We start from the raw sequence: 18,996 nt of genomic DNA on the forward strand, positions 1-18,996 counted from the left end.
TCGGCCTCGGTTTCGGCCTCGGACTCGGATACGGCGCCGAGAGGGGTGGGGAATGAGCGACGACGCCGGCGACCACCCCGGCGGCGACGCCCCGGACTGGGACTTCTCCGAGCGCGACGTGGCGATCCTCGAGGAGGTCGCCGACAACCCGGGCATCTCCTCGCGGGAGCTGTCGCGGGTGCTGGAGGCCGATTACGGCATCGAGGTCTCGCACGTCACCGTCAGCGAGACGCTCCGGAAGATGCGCGAGCGGGGCGTGTTCCGCGACGCCATCGTCCCGAACGAGGACTACTACGCCTTCGGCCTGTTCGAGTTCAAGTTCGACCCCTCCAACTTCGCGGAGGAGTGGCGCGCGGCGATGGAGTACATCCGCGACGATCCTCACACGCTGCTGTACTTCCTCTCTGACGGCGAGTACCAGTGGAAGTCGGTGATGATGTTCCCCACCCGGGAGGCCCAGTCGAAGTGGATCCACGAGTTCTACAAGGAACACGGCGCGGTCGTCTCGAACCTCCGGAACCACGTCGTCCACAACGTCCTCAAGTTCCGCACCGACCCGGAGATCTTCCGGACCTTACGCGAGGAGTAGAGGACTGGACTGTCGTCCACCCTTCGACCCGTCGCTCGTTATACCACGGGGACCCGAGGGCCGACCGATAGGTGTACCGCCGCGAGCTTACCAATGGTAAGTTTCGGCCGGGTTCGCCCCCCGGGATTCATGGGATTCCGCCCCCGACCCACTGTCGATGACACGACACACTGACCCACACGACGCGGAATCGCATCACATGGACACACACGACACGGATCCCCACGGAAATCCCCGCCCTCCCGCCCGCACCCGTGCGACGACCCCGACGCCCTCGTCCGGCGGGTGGTCGGCGTGAGCGACCCCGGCGACGACGCCGCCCGCCGGATCGCCGACCGCTTCTCGCTTTCGGGCGAGGTGGCGGTGGTCACCGGCGCCTCCAGCGGGATCGGCCGCGCGATCGCCGAGGAGTTCGCCGCCGACGGCGCCGACGTGGTCGTCTGCTCGCGCGAGCAGGGGAACGTCGACCCCGTCGCCGAGGCGATCAACGAGGCCGCGGAGGCCGACGCCGACACGGACGGCGATGCCGAGGGTGACGACGAGCCGGGTGCGGACCCCGCTCACGGTCGCTGTCTCGCCGTCGAGTGCGACGTGACCGACCGCGACGCCGTCGACGCGCTCGTCGAGGCGACCGTCGAGGAGTTCGGCGGGCTCGACGTGCTCGTGAACAACGCGGGCGCGTCGTTCATGGCGGCCTTCGAGGACATCTCCGCGAACGGGTGGGAGACCATCGTCGACATCAACCTCCACGGCACGTTCCACTGCACGCAGGCCGCCGGCGACCATCTCGCCGACGGCGGCGGCACGGTGGTCAACCTCGCGAGCGTCGCGGGCCGACGTGCCGCTCAGTACATGAGCCACTACGGCGCGGCGAAGGCGGGCGTGATCAACCTCACCGAGACGCTCGCGCTGGAGTGGGCCGGCCGGGACGTGCGCGTCAACTGCATCGCTCCCGGGTTCGTGGCGACGCCGGGCGTCGAACAACAGATGGGCGTCTCCGCCGACGAGGTCGACCGCGGCGACGTGGACCGCCGGATCGGTACGAGCGAGGAGATCGCCGACATCGCCCGCTTCCTCGCGAGCGACGCCGCCAGCTACATGACCGGCGAGACGGTGGCGGCCCAGGGCGTCCCGCAGGGCGAGGAGCTCCCGCAGCAGTAGCACGACCCGCTCGATTGCGGGTACTACGCGCTCTACTGCGAGTCCCCGGACGGCCTGAAGGTCGAGGTCGTCGCCCCGGGTGCGTAGCTCACAGCGCGATGCTGGCGAGGCCGAGCGCGGCGACGGCGGTGACCGCGAGCACTGCCGCGGTCGCGAGGCCGAGTCGGACGCGAACGGCGGTCTCGGTGCGCATACCTCGACCTCCGGGACGGACTACTTCAACCTACGCCGCCGGTTATCGGAAGTGAAAACATCTACGGCTCGCGGGACGCGTCGACGACTTCGTAGGAGACGGCGGTCTCGCGGAGCCCCTCGGCGTGTGCCGCGAGGTCGCCGGCGACGACGACCAACAGCACGTCGAGCCCGCGCATGGCGGCCTCGCGGACGGCGTCGACGGTACCGAAGCGCACGTCCGGGTCGCGGTCGATGCGACCCAGTGCAGCCAGCGCCTCGGTCCCCGCGGCGACGACCAGGTCGGCGTCGCCGGCGAGGTCCCGCAGTCGGTCGGGGTCGATCGCGCCGCTCCCGCCGTCGCGGACGCCGGGGACGGTGACGGCCGTGACGGCGCCCAGCTCGTAGTCGACGACGCCGTCGAACTCCGCGACGCCGACGTCGTCGCCCGACTCGCCGGACGTGACGGCGACCGCGGTGGCGCCGGCGTCGTCCGAGCCGCCGGACGCGGCGTCCGTGTCGGGAGCGTCGCCGTCCGCGTCGGCGACCCGGCGCGCGTGGAGGACTCCCTCGCGCATCGAGAGGCCGACGTGATCACCCTCCTCGACGGGGCCGTCCGCGAGAGCAGTCTCGACCTCCACGTCGCCCAGCACGTCGTTCGTGACGTGATCGAGGTACTCGCTGAGCTCGTCGGTCCGGGAGATGAGCCAGTCGACGCCCTCCTTGGTGACGCGGTAGCGCCCGCGACCCTCGCGGTCGACGAAGCCGCCGTCGGCGAGGTCGCCGAGGTGTTCGGAGACCGCCTGGGCGGTGATCCCGATGGCGTCGGCGATCTCGCGCTGACTCACCGCCGGTTGGCGCTCGGCGATCTCGACGAGGATGCGGTACCGCGTCGCGTCGCGCTTGTGTCGGAGGACGCCGAGGTCGGCGTCGCCGTCCGTACCGTCGCTCACGGTCGATATACGGGGACGAACACAAATAGAGTTGCGGTCCCCGTCCGGAGATCGCGGCCGAGGGCCGATCACCCTCAAGCGGAGTTGTGCTCGCGGTCGGGTGGGTGCCCGCGATCAGACGCCCTCTAAGAGCCGCTGGAGGTGCTCCGGCGGCACCGCCCCCCGGGCGGCGTGGCCGTCGGCGACGAACGTCGGCACGCCGGTGACGCCGCGCTCGCGGGCCGCCTCGAACTGCGACTCCAGTTCCTCGGCCAGCCGCTCGTCGTCGACCGCGTCGCGGACCTCCGCGCCGTCGAAGCCGACCGACTCGGCCAGCTCCGCGAGGGTGTCGAGGTCGTCGATCTCGCGGCCGTCCTCCCAGTGGGCCTCGAGGACGGCGTCGTAGAACTCGCGGAACGTGTCGAGGTCGTACGACTGCTTGACGTACAGCGCGGCCTGCTGGGCGTCCCAGGAGTCGGCGTCGTGCACCTCGTCGAACGCGAGCATCTCCTCGGCGTCGTACTCCTCGCGCAGGCGCACGACGTTCTCGCGCACCTGATCGTAGTAGTCCTCGTCCTTGCCGTCGTTCACGTCGTCGCGGATCTCGCCGTCGGGGCCGCGCTTGTGCCCGCGGAGGTCGAAGAACTGCCACTCCACGTCCACCTCGGGGAGGTCGCGCTCGGCGCGGTCCTCGCGGTACTGTCGCAGCGACGCCCGCCCGAGATAGCAGAACGGACAGACGAAGTCGGAGTAGATCGTGACCGGTCGTCGCTCGCTCGCGTCGTCGGCCGGGTCGTCGGCGGATGCGTCGTCGGTGCTCACGGCCGTCCAAAGGACGCCCCCGGTTTAGGGTTCGTCGCTCCCGGCCGTTCTCCGCGCACGACCGGGGCCGGGGCGGCGACGGAGCCACGGCCGGGTCCGCGGTACCGGCGGGTTTTTCACGGGTGGGCCACCCCTGTGGAGGTATGAATCTCCCCCGTCTCGGCGGCCCGACGGGTCGCAAGCGACCGTGGCTCGCGGTCCTCCTCGCGCTCGCGGTCACCGGGCTGGGTCACGCGTATCTCCGCCGGTGGCTCCGCGGGTTCGCTTGGCTGGCTGTGACCTTTGCAGCCGTTCTTCTGTTTGCACCAGTTGACATGTTTGAGTCTGTTGTGGTTTCAGACCCCCAAACATATCCTATGATGCCTCCTGAAGTCACACTGGTAGTTATTGCTAGCGTAGTAGATGCGTATTTTGTGGCCCGGAGAATCAATTCTACCTCTCAAAGTTCTAAACCTGATATAGAAAACGAGTACCAATCCGAAGAAAATTCGCTAACATGTCCCAACTGCGGGAAGGACCTCGACGCCGACCTCGACTTCTGTCCGTGGTGTACGGCCCGGATCGACTGGGGCGGTCCCGGGACGTCCGAGGCGGCCGGCGGCCCCGACGACGGGTCGAACCCGTAGGGCGCCGCCGTCGGCCCGAGCCGCCGTCACGCTTTCCCCGACGGCCGACGGACTCGGCGCATGGTCGCAGCGATCGACTCGCTCGTCGTCTTCGTCGTGAGCGCGCTGGTGGGGGGAATCGGCATCCACGCGGGGGCGCTGGTGTTGTCGGACGCCCGGAGCTACGAGCACGCCGTCTGGACGGCGCTCATCGGGGCGCTGGCGTGGGTCGTCGCGAGCGCGCTGTTCGGCTGGCTGCCGTTGCTCGGAACCGCGCTCACGTACCTCGCGTACCTCGCGGTGATCAAGTGGCGCTACAGGGGTGGCTGGATCACCGCGGCGGGGATCGCGCTCGTCGGGTGGCTCGCGGCCTCGCTCGTGTTGTCGCTGCTGTCGGCGGTCGGCTTCGGCGGCTTCTCCGCGCTCGGGATCCCCGGGGCGTGAGTTGCCGCGGCGGGTCGTGAGCCGCCCGCGGGACCGGCGGGTCCCACATGCTTTCGAGGCGAAACGTAGAAGCGGCCCCCGAAACGCAGTAGTGACCGTCGCCGCTTCTCCGCGGGCGTCGGGTAGGGGCGTCGCCCCGGGCCGCGGCGGCGATACCGTCGGCGAAGCGGGACCCGTAGCGTTTTACCCGGACACGGCACCATCATCGACCAGACAATGACGACCGACGCCGGCGGCATCGTGGGCGAGTTCCTCTCGCTGAAGGAGTCCACGGACGCGGACGTGCTCGCGATGCAGTGCGGCGACTTCTACGAATTTTTCGCCGACGACGCCGAGCTCGTCGCCGACGAGTTGGATCTCAAGGTGTCCCAGAAGTCGAGCCACGGCTCCTCGTACCCGATGGCGGGCGTCCCACTCTCGGAGCTGACGCCGTACCTGACGGCGCTCGTCGAGCGCGGCTACCGCGTCGCCGTCGCCGAGCAGTACGAGACCGACGACGGCCACGCCCGCGAGATCGAGCGCGTCGTCTCCCCGGGAACCGTCGTCGACCCCGACGGCGCCGAGGCGCGCTGGCTCGCGGCCGTCGAACACGACGCCGGCGCCGACGGCGCCGACGACGAGCCGTGGGGCGTCGCGTTCGCGGAGGTCACCACCGGCCGGTTCCACGCCGCCGCCGTCGCCGACCTCGACGACGTGCGCGCGGAGCTTCACCGCTTCTCCCCGGTCGAACTGCTCCCCGGGCCGGGCGTCCGGGACGAGGACGCCCGGCTCGCGGATCTGCGGGAGTCGACTGACGCTCGCCTCACGCTCCACGAGGCCGAGGCGTTCGCGCCCGGTCGCGCGCGGCACCGCCTCGGCGACCACTTCGGGACGCAGGCGCTCGACGCCGTCGGACTCGACGCCGACCCCGCGGTCGCCGCCGCCGGCGCCGTCCTCCAGTACGTCGACGACACGGGCGCGGGCGTGCTCGCGTCGATGACCCGGCTCGGCGGGCTGGACGCGGGCGGCAGGGTCGCCCTCGACGCGACGACCCAGCGCAATCTGGAGCTCGTCGAGACCATGCAGGGCGAGCACACCGGCACTCTGCTGGACACCCTCGATCACACCGAGACGGCCGCCGGCACGCGCCTGCTGCGCGAGTGGCTCACCAGACCCTGGCGCGACCGCGGCGAGTTGGAGCGACGCGGTGCCGCCGTCGAGGCGTTCGCCGGCGCGGCGCTGGCGCGCGATCGCCTGCTCGACACCCTCGACGGAACCGCCGACCTCGAACGCCTGGCCGCGCGCGCGACGAGCGGCTCGGCCGGACCGCGGGATCTGGTCGCCGTCCGGTCGGCGCTGGGGCGGCTCCCGGAACTGGCCGCCGCCATCGACGGCACCGAGCTCGCGGACTCGCCCGTCCCCGACGTGCTCGCGCGCCCCGACCAGGCGGCCGCCCGCGACCTCCATGACGAACTGCGCGAGGCGCTGGCCGAGGAGCCGCCGGGGAGCATCGGCGGCGACGGCGGCGTCATCGCCCGCGGATACGACGAGGAACTGGACGAGCTGGTCGAGGAGTACGAGGAGGCCCTCGAGTGGCTCGACACGCTCGCGGAGCGCGAGAAGCACCGACACGGCCTGAGTCACGTGTCGGTCGACCGCAACAAGACGGACGGGTACTACATTCAGGTGGGCAAGTCCGTCGCCGGGCAGGCGCCCGAGCACTACCGCGAGATCAAGACGCTGAAGAACTCCAAGCGGTTCGTCACCGAGGAGTTGGAGGAGCGCGAGCGCACCGTCCTCCGCATGGAGGAGCGCCGCGAGGAACTGGAGCGGCGCATCTTCGAGGAGGTTCTCGAGCGGGTCGCGAGCGAGGCGGAACTCCTCCAGGACGTGGGGCGCGCCCTGGCCGAGTTGGACGTGCTCGCGGCGCTGGGCCACCACGCCGCGACGAACGACTGGACGCGCCCGGAGTTCACCGACGGCGACGAGCTTCACATCGAGGCCGGGCGACACCCGGTCGTCGAGCGGACGACCGACTTCGTGCCCAACGACCTCCGGATGGACCGCGAGCGCGGCTTCCTCATCGTGACCGGGCCGAACATGAGCGGGAAGTCCACGTACATGCGCCAGTGTGCGCTGATCTCGCTGCTCGCGCAGACCGGCTCGTTCGTCCCCGCCGATTCAGCGACGCTCCCGCTCGTCGACGGCGTCTACACCCGCGTCGGCGCGCTCGACGAGCTCGCGCAGGGACGCTCGACGTTCATGGTCGAGATGCAGGAGCTGTCGAACATCCTCCACTCGGCGACGGAGGACTCGCTTGTCATCCTCGACGAGGTCGGCCGCGGCACGGCGACGTACGACGGCATCTCCATCGCCTGGGCCGCCACCGAATACCTGCACAACGAGGTGCGCGCGAAGACGCTCTTTGCGACCCACTACCACGAGCTGACCGCCCTCGCGGAACACCTCCCGCGGGTCGCGAACGTCCACGTCGCCGCGGAGGAGCGCGACGGCGACGTGACGTTCCTCCGGCGCGTGCGCGAGGGGCCGACCGACCGCAGCTACGGCGTCCACGTCGCCGACCTCGCGGGGGTACCCGACCCCGTCGTCGGCCGCGCGGACGAGGTGCTCGACCGCCTGCGCGAGGAGAAGGCGATCGAGGCGAAGGGCGCCGAGGGCGGCGACGGGGGCGGAACCGGGACGAAACAGGCGGTGTTCGACCTCTCGGCGGGCGAGTTCGCGTCCGGCAGCGGGGACGCCGGGGCCGCCGGGGACGCCGGCGACGCTGGGGCCGAGGGCGACGCGGACCGATCGGCGGCTCGTGCACCCGCCGGCAACGGGGCCGCCGCGGCGACGGCCGACGCTGACGTGGAACTCGACCCCGAGACCGAGGCCGTGCTGTCGGCGCTGCGGGGGACGGACGTGAACGAGACGCCCCCCGTCGAGCTCATGGCGAAGGTGCAGGAGTGGCAAGACCGGCTCGACGGGGGGTAAGTTGGGGCGCGACCGGTCGCGCCCGGATCCCGCTTCGACCTACTCGGCGCCGTTTCACCGCCCCTCCGGGTCGTCCGGCGGCCGGTTGAACAGCATCGTGATGCGGTTTCCCTTCCCCGGACCACAGTCGAACCGGATCTCGCCGTTCGAGAGGTCGACCAGCCAGTGGACGAGCCAGAGTCCGAGCCCCGAGCCGTGATTGAGGCTGTCGATCTCGGTGTCGCCGGCGAGGACGGCGTACTCTCCCTCGGGGATCGGGGGACCGTCGTCGGCGACCGCGATCCCCACGCGGTCCCCCTCCTCGACGGTCGAGACGGACACCCGCGGTCGGTCGGTCTCGGCGTGATTGACGGCGTTCGTCAGGAGCTCCTGCACGGCGATCGCGAAATCCGGCAACGCGATCGCCTCGTGGCCCTCCTCGACGCTCGTGGTGATCGTCGCCTCGGGATGTTCCGCGCGGACCTCCTCGGCGGCGAACCGGACGGCCGCCGCGAGATCGACCACGACGCGTTCCTCGGTCTCGGCCAGCGTCTCGACGATGAGTCGCTCCTTCTCGGCGGTCGCGAGGAGCGACTCGGCCGTCTCGACGATCGACGCCACGCTCGCGTCGGTCGGGACCTCCTCGCGGTGTTTCAGTAGCTCGACCCGGCCGAGGATCACGTTGAGGTCGTTGCGGAGGTTGTGCCGGAGGAGCCGCCCCATCACGCGCAGGTGTTGCTCGCGCCGGCGTCGGTCGGTCACGTCGCGGACGAAGCCGACGATCCGGACGACCTCGCCGTCCTCGAACACGGGTCGACCCTGCACCCACACCCAGCGCCGGAAGCCGGTGTCGGGGGCGACGCGGTACTCGATGTCGACGGCCTCGCCGGCCGACAGCTCCCGCATCGCCGCCCGGACGCGGTCGCGGTCGTCCGGGTGGACCCCCTCGAGGAAGACGCGGGGGTCCTCGCGGAGCCGCTCGACCGGGATCCCCCAGAGGTCCTCGAAGGCGTCGTTGACGAACAGCACCTCCGACCAGTCGGCGTCGAACATCCACAGCACCTCCGTCGTGTTCGCGGCGAGCTCGCCCAGCCGCGACTGGGCCTCCTCGTGCTCGGCCTCCGCACGTCTGCGTTCGGTCACGTCGGTCGAGCTGACGACGTAGCCGTCGAGGCGGTCGTCCGTCGAGTTCATCACCCGGCTCCGCAGCCACACGTACCCCCCGTCGGCGGTGCGGTGGCGGTACTCGACCTCCGTCGTCGCGCCCGGGTCGTCGCCGATGACTGTCTCGAACGTCGACCGCACGCGGTCGCGGTCGCCCGGGTGGACGTACGCGAAGCTGGCCGTCCCCACGATCTCCGACGGCTCGTACCCCACGACCCGCTCGGCCGCGGCGTTCGCGTACCGGTAGACGCCGTCGTCGTCGATGACGACGATCTTGTCGTGGGCGTTGTCGAGCAGCGCGACCAGCTCCTCGGACCCGTACACGTTCGGTACCGTGGAGGCCACCACACAAAAAACACGGCTCGCCCCCGATACGCACGCGACGCTCGCGGTTCGGCGCTCTCGGTATTCCGGTAGGGCGGACGGTGCCGGTCCTCCAGTCGGTCGGGCAGTTCCGGATCCCCGCGCCGTCCCCGACCGCTTCTGCCCGTCCGCTTCGTTCCCGCCCCCGCCGGTTCCGACAGCCGGCGGGGGAACGCCCTCCGCGCGGTGAGTTTAACAGGAGTCGGGAGGTAGACTCGGACGGAACACATGGACATCGACGCACACGCCGAGGAGCTCGCCTCCGCTCTCGGCGAAGACACAGAGGAGGTCAAGCGCGACTTGGAGAATCTCCTGGAGTACAGCGTTCCCATCGACGAGGCCAAGCAGTCCGTGCGCCGGAAGTACGGCGGGGGGGGCGGCGGCGACGCGGCGCCCTCGTCGGTCGACATCGCCGAGATCACGCCCGACTCGGGCAACGTCACGGTCACCGCGCGCGTGCTGACGGTCGGGCGGCGGTCGATCCGCTATCAGGGCGACGACACCGTCATCCGCGAGGGCGAACTCGCCGACGAAACCGGGACGATCAGCTACACCGCCTGGCAGGACTTCGGCTTCGAGGCGGGCGACACCGTCACCGTCGGCAACGCGAGCGTCCGCGAGTGGGAGGGCGAGCCCGAACTCAACCTCGGGGAGTCCTCGTCGGTCGCGATGGAAGGGGAGACGCTCGAGGTACCCTACGAGATCGGCGGCGAACGCGACCTCGTCGACCTGGCCGCGGGCGACCGCGGTCGCACGGTCGAGGCGAAGGTGCTCGAACTCGAACAGCGCACCATCGACGGCCGCGACGGCGAGACGACGATCCACTCGGGCGTCATCGGCGACGAGACCGCCCGGCTCCCGTTCACCGACTGGCAGGCCCGCGAGGCGGTCGTCGAGGGCGCCGAGCTCCGGATCGAGGACGTGTACGTCCGGGAGTTCCGCGGCGTCCCCTCGGTGAACCTCACCGAGTTCACCGAGGTGTCGCCCGCGAGCGTCGAGGTGAGCGACGAGGCGCCCCGCGTGAGCGTCGGCGAGGCGGTCACCTCCGGCGGGATGTACGACGTGGAGGTGCTCGGCAACGTGCTCGAGGTGCGCGACGGCTCCGGGCTCATCGAGCGGTGTCCCGAGTGCGGCCGGCTCGTCCAGAACGGCCAGTGCCGCAGCCACGGGCAGGTCGACCCCGAGGACGACCTCCGCGTGAAGGCGATCCTCGACGACGGCACCGCGACCGTGACCGCCATCCTCGACCGGGAGTTGACCGAGGAGATCTACGGCGGCACCCTACAGGATGCGCTGGAGGCCGCCCGCGACGCGATGAGCCGCGAGGTCGTGGCCGACGACATCGCCGAGACGCTCGTGGGGCGGGAGTACCGCGTGCGCGGCCATCTCTCGGTCGACGAGTACGGCGCGAACCTCGACGCGACCGAGTTCGAGCCCAGCGAGGACGACCCGGCCGCGCGTGCCGCGGACCTCCTCGCGGAGGTGGACGCGTGAGTTCGAGCGACGGCGACGACGACGGGGGCGACGGGGGCGACCCCGGACCGGGCAGCCGCGAGGTCGCCCACCGGCTGTTCGCCACGGAGTTCGACGACGCCGACCTCGAACACTCCGAGAGCGACGAGGAGCGCGCGCCCAACTACGTCGTCACCCCGACGGGCCTGCGCGTGAACCGGCTGTTCGCGGTCGGGGTGCTCACCGAGGTCGAATCGGTGAACGAGCAGACGCTTCGCGGACGCGTCGTCGACCCGACGGGCGCGTTCGTCACCTACGCCGGGCAGTACCAGCCCGACGAGGCGGCGTTCCTCGACCGGACGACGCCGCCGGCGTTCGTCGCGCTCACGGGGAAGGCACGCACGTTCCAGCCTGAGGACTCCGATCTGGTGTACACCTCCGTGCGCCCGGAGAGCTTCGCGACCGTCGACGCCGACACGCGCGACCGCTGGGTCGTCTCCGCCGCGGAGGCGACGCTCCGGCGGGTCGCGGTGTTCGCCGAGGCGCTCTCGATGGACGAGCGCGGCGACCGCCTGCGCGCCCGCCTGGAGGACGCCGGCGTCCCGACGGCGCTGGCGGCGGGGGTCCCGCTGGCGATCGACCACTACGACACGGGGACGCGGTACCTAGAGGCCGTCCGGACGGTCGCGGTCGACGCGCTCGAGGTCGTCGCCGACGAGCGCGAGGAGGTGCGCGCGCTCTCGGCCGATCCCGGCGACCGCGGCGAGGCCGACCTCGGCCCGCTCCCCGAGGTACCCTACGACTTCGCGGGCGCGACCGCGCCCGACCCCGAACCCGAGTCCGAGCCCGTCGAGTCGGCCGAGTCCGTCGACGCGGCGGATGCGGACGCGTCGGAGGCCGACACGGGAGCCGCCGACGATCCGGCTGCGGCGGGGACCGACGCGGCGGCCTCGACGGCGTCGACCGTCGACGAGTCCGGCGCCCACGACCCAGACGAGGCCGGCGAACCGGCGGAGGCGGCTGACGCGACCGACGACAGCGTCGCCGTCGCGGAGGCCGATCCCGGCGCGGGCGCCGAACCGGAGCCCGTCGAGTCCGCCGACGCCGGCGCCGAGGTGGACGGGGCTGACGACGACGAGCCGACCGCGGCCGACGCCGCGGACGAGGGCGACGGGGACGCCGCCGCGGCGACCGAACCCGCGGACGCGGCCGGAGACCCCGACACGGAGGCGTCGGTCGCCGAGACCGATCAGGGCGCGAGCGCGGAGCCGGAGCCCGCCGAATCGGGTGGCGTGGACGATCTCGGCGACTTCGAGGACGCCGACGGCGACCTCGGCGAGTTCGACGCGGAGGCGGACGACTCGGCCGTCGACGCCGACGCGGACCCCGAGGACTTCGAGGACGCCCTCAGTGACGAGGAGCGCCGCGAGGTCGAGGAGGAACACGGCGTCGAGTTCTCCACGGGGAGCGAGGTGCCCGACGCCGGCGAGTCCGGCATCGAGACGCCGGAGCCGGACGACGACGGAACGGACCCCGCGGAGGCTTCCGAGCCGGCCGCCGATTCGACGGACGGATCGGCGGACACCGGTGCCGCCGAGGACGCGTCCGCCGGTAGCGACGACGTGTCCGCCGGTAGCGACGATGCGTCCGCCGACGGCGACCTCGGCGAGTTCGATGCGTCCGACGAGGAGGACGCCGCGACCGACGGGGAGGACGACGCCACCGCGGACGTGGACCTGGAGGACGCCGTCGTCGACCTGATGGCGGAACTGGACGAGGGCGACGGCGCCGACCGCGAGGCCGTCGTCGCGGCCGCGGTCGAGCGCCACGGCGTCGACCCCGGGGACGCCGAGGACGCCATCCAGGAGGCGCTGATGAGCGGCAAGTGCTACGAGCCGGCCGACGGGGCGCTCAAGCCGATCTGATGGCCGGGGGCGCGGACCGGGACCCGCCGTCGGACCGGCGGTCGTCGCCGCTCGTCGAGCCGGTGCCGGACGCGCCCGCCGCCGTCGCCGACTTGGGCGGGGAGACCGGACTGCTGATCGCCGACTACCACGCCGGCATCGAGGCCGGCCTCCGCTACGAGCGCGGCGTCGAACTCGACAGCGCCGGCGACGAGCGTCGCGAGCGCGTGCTCGACTTGCTCGCGCGCACCGGCGCCGACCGGCTCGTCGTCCTCGGCGACCTGAGTCATCGGGTCGGCGGCGCCGGCGACGCAGAGCGCGAGGAGCTGGCGGCGTTGCTGTCGGCGGTCGGCGTCCCCGTGACGCTCGCGCCCGGCAACCACGACACCGGGATCGCCGAGTCGTTCGGCGACCGGATCGAGACAACGCCGCCCGGCGGCGCCCGTCTCGGCGACGTGGGCGTGCTCCACGGCCACACGTGGCCGTCGCCGGAGGTGCTCGGCGCGATGGTCGTCTGTATGGGCCACGAACACGTCGCCGTCAGGCTGGAGGACGATGTCGGCGGCGCGCGCGCGGAGAAGGCCTGGCTGCGCGGACCGCTCTCGCGTGCGGCCTTCGACGGTAGTGTTGATCTCGCGAGCGCCGATGTGGAGTGGCGGGACCCGGAGTTGATCGTGTTTCCGGCGTTCAACGACCGATCGGGCGGCACGTGGGTGAACGTCGAGGGGAAGGGCTTTCTCGCGCCGTTCCTCCCGGACGCGCTCTCCGACGGCGAGGCGTACCTCCTCGACGGCACCCGGCTTGGTTCGTATCGCCGGATCTGACGGAGGACGCCCCGTCGGAACCGGATCCGCCGCGTTCAGATCCGCCGCGTTCAGATCCGCCGCGTTCGGATCGGCCGGTTCCGGATCGGCCGAACGAGCCCCGGCGTGTGAGCGGATCACACGTTCCCGGCGGTATGAGGGCCCCTACCACGCGTTTTCGCCCCGAAACAGCGAAGGAGTTATATACGGAAACCGTATATGTACAGGTACCAGAACGCCTTCGGGCGTGGTGGCATCGATCGCTGAATGACACGGTGTTTTCACCCCCAGACGGACGCAGGCAGTCGCAGAGCGTCCGCTGAGTCCGAAGCAGTATGGTGTCGAGGTAACGAACCATGGTAACGAAAGAGGAAGTTCTCGAAGAGTACGGTCTCGATCAGTTGGATGAATCACGAAACGTCTCCCTTTCCGAGGAGGAACTGGAGAACGATTCGAAGGGCCAGCTGATCAAGAAGGCCGGTCAACTCCGCGACCGACGTAACGAGCTCAACCAGATGGCGTCCGAGCGCGCATCCAAGCGCGACGACCTGAACGCGAAGACACGCGAGAAGGTCGACGAGGCGCAGGAGCATCGCGAGATGCGCGACGAGCTCAACGAACAGGTCCAGGAGCACAAGGAGTCGCGCAACGAGCTGAACGCCGAGGCGAACGAGCTGTTCGACGAGGTCGAGGAGATGAAGCAGGACCTCGAGCTCGGCTCGGGCAAGTCCATCGAGGAGCTCAAAGAGGAGATCGAAGACCTCGAGTTCAAACAGCAGACCGAAGTCCTCGGCACCGACGAGGAGCGCGAACTCATCGAGAAGATCGAGAACAAGCGCGAGAAGCTCGCCGAGAAGAAGGGCAAGGTCGACCAAAGCGACGAGCTGGAGGAGCTCATCGAGGAGGCCGAGGAGGTCCGCTCGGAGGCGTCGACGCACCACCAGAAGGTGACCGAGCTGGCCGACGAGGCCCAGGAGCACCACAACCAGATGATCGAGGCCTACCGCGAGGCCGACGAGATCCGCGACGAGGCGGACGCCATGCACGAGCTGTTCGTGGAGGCACAGGAGTCGGCCGACCAGCACCACGAGGACTTCGTCCGCGTCCAGAAGCGCCTGCGCGAGCTGGACAAGGAGGAGGAGGAGGAGAAGAAGGAGGAGCGCGAGGCCAAGATGGAAGAGGAGCGCGAGGAGGCCGAGGAGATCTACCAGAAGTTCAAGGAAGGCGAAACCCTCGACACCGAGGACCTGATGAAGCTCCAGAAGACCGGGCTTCTCTGAGCGCGGGATCCGACGCGCCGACGGTCCGAATCGCGATCTGACGTTCTGCGGTTTTCCCATACCCGAGAGCCGCCGCGCCCGTTCGCCGGCACCCGACCTTATTTCGCTCCCGTTCGAAGCGAGGCCATGGCAAACACCACTGGGAGATCCGTCCTCGGCGTGGCCGTCCTCGTCGCCGCCGCCGTGATCGCGGCGCTGGTCGGCTACGTCCTGTTCGTGGTCGTGCCGGGCGACCTCGCGGAGTTGATCGGGGTCGTGCTCACCATCGCAGTCGTCGCGGTCGCGCTCAAGGTCGCCGGCGGGACGCTGGCGTCGCGCTTCGCCGACTACACGGTCGCCGAGGTCGCCGTCGAGGGACCGATCACCCGCGACGGGGGCGGCGGCGGGCTCCCCTCGTCGCCGACGACCCCCGGCGCCGACGAGGTCGTCGACCAGATCGAACGCGCCGACGATGACCCGAACGCCGAGGCGCTGCTCGTGAAGCTGAACACGCCCGGGGGCCAGATCGTCCCCAGCGAGGACATCCGGCTGGCGGCCGAGCGCTTCGACGGCCCGACGGTCGGCTACGCGACCGACACCTGCGCCAGCGGCGGCTACGCGATCGCGGTCGGCTGCGACGAGCTGTGGGCCCGCGAGGGCAGCGTCGTCGGCTCCATCGGCGTCATCGGTTCGCGCCCGAACGTCCACGAGCTGGCCGACCGCCTCGGCGTCAGCTACGAGCAGTTCACCGCCGGCGAGTACAAGGACGCCGGCCTCCCGCTGAAGGAGGTCACGCCCGACGAGCGGGCGTACCTCCAGGGCATCGTCGACGACTACTACGACCAGTTCGTCGAGCAGGTGGCCGAGGGTCGCGACATGGACGAGGAGGCGGTCCGCGAGACCGAAGCGCGGGTGTTCCTCGGAACCGAGGCGCACGAGCGCGGCCTCGTCGACGGGCTGGGGGACCGCGAGGCCGTGCTCGACCGGATCGAGGAGTTGACCGGACACGAGGCAGTCGTCGAGGAGTTCACGCCCAGCTCGGGGCTCATGGGACGCCTCCGCGGCGGCGCCGCCGCGACGGCGTACGCCCTCGGCGCCGGCGTCGCCGACGCCGTCGCCGGGGACGGGAGCACGGGCGGGAACGGCGCCGGCGATATGCGCTTCCGACGGTAAGTCGCTGCGGCGGTCCGGCAGTCCGGCGCTCCGGCGGTATCCACGTCGATCGTGAACCCCCGCCATGGTGGCCTTTTTCACCCGGGGGGCCATCCCGACACACGTGACGACGCTGGTCCTGTGCGTGGACCGTTCGAACGACGTGGGCCGGAAGGCCGGCGTCGACACCCCGGTCGTGGGGTGGGAGGCGGTCAGATCGCTCGTGACGGATCTCGGCCTCGCGGACCCCGAGGACGCCGGCGTCAACTCGCTGCTGGAATCGCTCCGGGTCGCCCGCGACCTCTCCGACGAGGGCGAGGAGGTCGCCGTCGCGGTCGTCTCGGGCGCCGGCGACTCCGCGGTGCGGGCCGACCGCGCGCTCGCACGCCAGCTCGACGACGTGCTCGCGACGAACGAGTTCGACTCCGCGGTCGTCGTCATCGACTCCGCGGCCGACGAGCGCGCTGTTCCGATGATCGAGTCCCGGCTGCCCGTCGACGCGGTCGACCGCGTCGTCGTCCGGCAGGCGCGCGACCTGGAGTCGACGTACTACCTCCTCAAGCAGTTCATGGCCGACGAGGAGCTTCGCGAGACGGTGCTGGTGCCCATCGGTATCGGCCTGCTCATCCTCCCGGCGCTGCTCGTGTACTTCTCGCCGGCCATCGCGGTGGCGGCCGTGACGACGCTGCTGGGCGCGACGCTGTTGTACTACGGAATGGGGATGGACGAGGCCGTCGAGTCGGCCCCCGAGCACGCCCGCGAGGCGCTGTACTCCGGGCAGGTGTCGGTCGTGACGTACGTCGCCGCGCTCGGGCTGTCGGTCGTCGGCGTCTTCCTCGGCGTCCTCTCGGCGTCGCCAGTCGAGGGCGCGGAGTTCGTCGCCACACTCCAGTTCACGTACGCCGCGGTGCCGTGGCTGGCGCTGGCGGCGTTGACGGCGTCGTTCGGCCGGCTGCTCGACGAACTCATCCGCGACGAGGGCGTCCGGACACCGTACCTGAACCTCCCGTTCGGCGTGCTCGCCGTCGGGTTGCTGTTCCGCGGCTTCTCCGGCTACTTCCTCGAACAGGAGGCCGGGAAGGAGCCGCTCGTCCTCCTCGGGTACGCGCTGACGCCGACTCAGCGGCTCGCGGTGTTCATCGTCGGCGGCATCGCGCTCGCGCTCGTCGGCGTCCGCGTCGCCGCCAGCGTCTCCGACGAGACGCTCGACGAGGTCATCGACGAGACCGGATCCGGATCGACCGGCGACGCCAACATCGGCGGAAACCGCGGCGACGGCGGTCGTGGATGATCGCAACCGGACGCGAGTGATCGGAACGAGGTGAGCCTTCTCGTGGTCGGTCGCCGCCAGCCCGGTCTGCGGTCCGGGGTCGACCGCTGCCGGCCGTTCAGATCCGCGCGCTGGTTCCGGTCTCCCGCTTCGGCCGGATCACGTCCGCGAGCGCGACGAGCAGTCCGAACAGCCAGCCGACGGGCACGGAGATGCCGACCCACATCAGCACGTAGGCGGTGCCGCGCAGGTCGAACCGCGCGCGGATGAGTTCGTTGAGCCCGCCGACCGCGAGCGGCCCGTCGAGGATCCACACCGCGAGCGACGTGGTGTTCGGGAAGACAACGTCCGCCAGCGCCGGGGAGTATAGCGCCGCGACGACCGGCGGGAGGAGGAACGCGGTCACGGCTGCGGGGTAGGCGACTAGGACGCTCGTCCCCCGGCCGCCGACGCGGGAGGCGCCGACGGCGACCGCCGCGGCGACGGTCGCGACCGCGCCGGCGGCGCCGACGGCGATCAGGCCGCCAGTCGAGAACTCCCGAACCCAGGCGGCGACGGTGAGCGCCCCCCACGCGACCAGCGAGAGGAGGACGACGCCGACGACGCCGAGGCGCGTCGCCGCCGAGTCGACCCTGTTGACGTAAACGCGCGCGGCGAACCCGAACAACAACAGCGGGTAGCCGACGGCGACCAGCGGCACGCCGACGGCCGCCCAGAGATAGTACGCGACCGACTGCGGGGTCGTCTCGGGCGTCCACTTCCCGACGACCCTCCCGGGGTCGAGCTGGCGGGGGAACGCAAGCTCCATCCACGTGGCGTGGAGCCTCGCGATGTCGATCCGGACGGCACCCAACAGCCCCGTGGAACGTTGCTCCATCGAGCGAGGGATTCTCCGGCCGCCGATTGAAAGTTTCGCTCGTCCGCGGTTCCTCTCACACTTCCGACGCTTCCGACGCTTCCGACGCTTCCGACGCTTCCGACGGTTCGACCGTGAGGAGCCGGGGACCGGAAGGCCGGGCCCGTCGCCTCAGTTCCAAGGCGCGAACCCGGGGTCGACGCGGCGGTCCTCGCGGTCGATGGCGTCGATGGCCGCCACGTCCTCGTCGTCGAGCGTCACGCTCAGCGACTCCCAGTTGTCGCGGATGTGCGCCTCGCTCGTCGCCTTCGGGATGGCGGTGACGCCCTTCTCGCGCAGCCACGCGAGGCTCACCTGCGCCTCGCTGGCGCCGTGTTTCTCGGCGATCTCGGTCAGCTCGGGCACGTCGAACACCTCGCCGCGCGCGAGCGGCGAGTACGCGACGACCTCGACGTCGTGCTCGGCGCACGCCTCGCGCAGCTCCGCCTGCTGGAGCAGCGGGTGACACTCGAACTGGTTGGCGAACACCGGCGCGTCGCTGATCTCGACGGCATCGGCGACCTCTTCGGGCTCGAAGTTGGAGATCCCGATGCGGTCGATCAGGCCGTCGTCGTACAGCTCGTTGAACGCGTTCAGCGTGGGCTCGGGGTCGTACTCGCGCGCCGGCCAGTGGACGTACATGAGGTCGACGGCGTCGACGCCGAGGCGGTCGAGGCTCTCCTCGGTCGTTCGGCGCACGTCCTCGGGCGCGAGGTTGTCGATCCACACCTTACTCGCGAGGAACACCTCATCGCGGTCCACGTCGGCGCGGGCGATGCCGTCGCCGACCTCCGCCTCGTTGCCGTAGATCTGGGCGGTGTCGATGTGACGGTACCCCATCTCCAGGGCGGTCGCGACGGCGTTTCGACACGCCTCGGGGTCGGTGTTCTCCCAGGTGCCGAGGCCGAGTCGCGGCATGCCGTTGGCGGACGGAACGTCGTCGGGACCGAACGACTGCTGGTCTGTCATCGATCGATCGGAGGCGACTCGCGCGAAAAGGCGTTGTGGCAGGCGCGCGGGCTGCCGGTATCCGGGCGGGTCACGACCTCGCCCGACCG

General features: G+C 70.9%; 16 protein-coding genes. 11 read left to right on the forward strand and 5 right to left on the reverse strand.

All coding sequences use genetic code 11. The features are described 5' to 3' along the window. Nucleotides 1–52 precede the first annotated feature (52 nt). Together K6T50_RS13590 and K6T50_RS13595 are read left to right on the forward strand one after the other, a co-directional pair. A complete protein-coding gene (locus tag K6T50_RS13590) occupies nt 53–589 on the forward strand; it encodes a winged helix-turn-helix domain-containing protein (RefSeq protein WP_222607110.1) in 537 nt (178 codons plus the stop codon). Nucleotides 590–883: 294 nt separating this feature from the next. Then, a complete protein-coding gene (locus K6T50_RS13595; RefSeq protein ID WP_225935327.1) occupies nt 884–1,750 on the forward strand; it encodes an SDR family NAD(P)-dependent oxidoreductase in 867 nt (288 codons plus the stop codon). 254 nt (nt 1,751–2,004) lie between these two features. On the opposite strand, the gene K6T50_RS13600 is transcribed toward K6T50_RS13595, so the two are convergent. Beyond that, a complete protein-coding gene (locus K6T50_RS13600; protein WP_222607111.1) occupies nt 2,005–2,874 on the reverse strand; it encodes a DUF7839 domain-containing protein in 870 nt (289 codons plus the stop codon). 114 nt (nt 2,875–2,988) lie between these two features. Further along, entirely contained in the window at nt 2,989–3,675 is a 687-nt protein-coding gene (locus tag K6T50_RS13605) for a DsbA family oxidoreductase (protein WP_222607112.1), read from the reverse strand. 143 nt (nt 3,676–3,818) lie between these two features. Between K6T50_RS13605 and K6T50_RS13610 the strand changes: the two genes are divergently transcribed. From K6T50_RS13610 to mutS, 3 genes are all read left to right on the forward strand, one after another. Further along, the gene (locus K6T50_RS13610) at nt 3,819–4,301 is read left to right on the forward strand and encodes a zinc ribbon domain-containing protein (protein ID WP_222607113.1); all 483 of its coding nucleotides are present in this window, start codon (nt 3,819–3,821) and stop codon (nt 4,299–4,301) included. Between the two features lie 60 nt (nt 4,302–4,361). Next, nucleotides 4,362–4,724: a hypothetical protein gene (locus K6T50_RS13615; protein WP_222607114.1), complete on the forward strand. Its 363-nt coding sequence runs from the start codon at nt 4,362–4,364 to the stop codon at nt 4,722–4,724. A gap of 216 nt (nt 4,725–4,940) precedes the next feature. Then, a complete protein-coding gene (mutS, locus tag K6T50_RS13620) occupies nt 4,941–7,697 on the forward strand; it encodes a DNA mismatch repair protein MutS (protein ID WP_222607115.1) in 2,757 nt (918 codons plus the stop codon). A 54-nt stretch (nt 7,698–7,751) separates the two neighbouring features. On the opposite strand, the gene K6T50_RS13625 is transcribed toward mutS, so the two are convergent. Next, nucleotides 7,752–9,188, reverse strand: coding sequence for a PAS domain-containing sensor histidine kinase (locus K6T50_RS13625; protein WP_225935328.1), 1,437 nt, complete (start codon nt 9,186–9,188; stop codon nt 7,752–7,754). 243 nt (nt 9,189–9,431) lie between these two features. Between K6T50_RS13625 and K6T50_RS13630 the strand changes: the two genes are divergently transcribed. From K6T50_RS13630 to K6T50_RS13655, 6 genes are all read left to right on the forward strand, one after another. After that, entirely contained in the window at nt 9,432–10,697 is a 1,266-nt protein-coding gene (locus tag K6T50_RS13630; protein ID WP_222607116.1) for a Single-stranded DNA binding protein, read from the forward strand. Beyond that, nucleotides 10,694–12,580 (forward strand): hypothetical protein, encoded by a 1,887-nt coding sequence (locus K6T50_RS13635; protein WP_222607117.1) that lies wholly within the window; start codon nt 10,694–10,696, stop codon nt 12,578–12,580. The genes K6T50_RS13630 and K6T50_RS13635 overlap by 4 nt, the downstream gene beginning before the upstream one ends. Beyond that, entirely contained in the window at nt 12,580–13,383 is an 804-nt protein-coding gene (locus tag K6T50_RS13640) for a metallophosphoesterase (protein ID WP_222607118.1), read from the forward strand. Before K6T50_RS13635 ends, K6T50_RS13640 begins: the two co-directional genes overlap by 1 nt. 335 nt (nt 13,384–13,718) lie before the next feature. After that, on the forward strand, nt 13,719–14,642 hold the full coding sequence (locus K6T50_RS13645; protein WP_222607119.1) for a coiled-coil protein: 924 nt from the start codon (nt 13,719–13,721) through the stop codon (nt 14,640–14,642). A 126-nt stretch (nt 14,643–14,768) separates the two neighbouring features. Further along, entirely contained in the window at nt 14,769–15,794 is a 1,026-nt protein-coding gene (gene sppA, locus K6T50_RS13650; RefSeq protein WP_222607120.1) for a signal peptide peptidase SppA, read from the forward strand. A gap of 103 nt (nt 15,795–15,897) precedes the next feature. Beyond that, entirely contained in the window at nt 15,898–17,064 is a 1,167-nt protein-coding gene (locus tag K6T50_RS13655; RefSeq protein ID WP_222607121.1) for a DUF373 family protein, read from the forward strand. Nucleotides 17,065–17,161: 97 nt separating this feature from the next. Here the strand turns inward: K6T50_RS13655 and K6T50_RS13660 are convergent, their stop codons facing one another. Continuing rightward, nucleotides 17,162–17,920, reverse strand: a complete 759-nt coding sequence (locus K6T50_RS13660; protein ID WP_425601387.1) for a hypothetical protein — start codon at nt 17,918–17,920, stop codon at nt 17,162–17,164. A 150-nt stretch (nt 17,921–18,070) separates the two neighbouring features. Then, nucleotides 18,071–18,856, reverse strand: a complete 786-nt coding sequence (locus K6T50_RS13665; protein WP_222608931.1) for an aldo/keto reductase — start codon at nt 18,854–18,856, stop codon at nt 18,071–18,073. Nucleotides 18,857–18,996: the final 140 nt, after the last annotated feature.

It is taken from the genome of Halobaculum magnesiiphilum, assembly GCF_019823105.1.
Taxonomy (GTDB): Archaea; Halobacteriota; Halobacteria; order Halobacteriales; family Haloferacaceae; genus Halobaculum; species Halobaculum magnesiiphilum.

Excerpts from the sequence above, each read along its gene's own strand:
- K6T50_RS13645 (WP_222607119.1), top strand. The coding sequence starts at position 13,719 with ATGGTAACGAAAGAGGAAGTTCTCGAAGAGTACGGTCTCGATCAGTTG.
- K6T50_RS13590 (WP_222607110.1), top strand. The coding sequence starts at position 53 with ATGAGCGACGACGCCGGCGACCACCCCGGCGGCGACGCCCCGGACTGG.
- sppA (WP_222607120.1), top strand. The coding sequence starts at position 14,769 with ATGGCAAACACCACTGGGAGATCCGTCCTCGGCGTGGCCGTCCTCGTC.
- K6T50_RS13630 (WP_222607116.1), top strand. The coding sequence starts at position 9,432 with ATGGACATCGACGCACACGCCGAGGAGCTCGCCTCCGCTCTCGGCGAA.
- K6T50_RS13610 (WP_222607113.1), top strand. The coding sequence starts at position 3,819 with ATGAATCTCCCCCGTCTCGGCGGCCCGACGGGTCGCAAGCGACCGTGG.
- K6T50_RS13660 (WP_425601387.1), bottom strand. The coding sequence starts at position 17,920 with ATGGAGCAACGTTCCACGGGGCTGTTGGGTGCCGTCCGGATCGACATC.
- K6T50_RS13665 (WP_222608931.1), bottom strand. The coding sequence starts at position 18,856 with ATGCCGCGACTCGGCCTCGGCACCTGGGAGAACACCGACCCCGAGGCG.
- K6T50_RS13640 (WP_222607118.1), top strand. The coding sequence starts at position 12,580 with ATGGCCGGGGGCGCGGACCGGGACCCGCCGTCGGACCGGCGGTCGTCG.
- K6T50_RS13615 (WP_222607114.1), top strand. The coding sequence starts at position 4,362 with ATGGTCGCAGCGATCGACTCGCTCGTCGTCTTCGTCGTGAGCGCGCTG.
- mutS (WP_222607115.1), top strand. The coding sequence starts at position 4,941 with ATGACGACCGACGCCGGCGGCATCGTGGGCGAGTTCCTCTCGCTGAAG.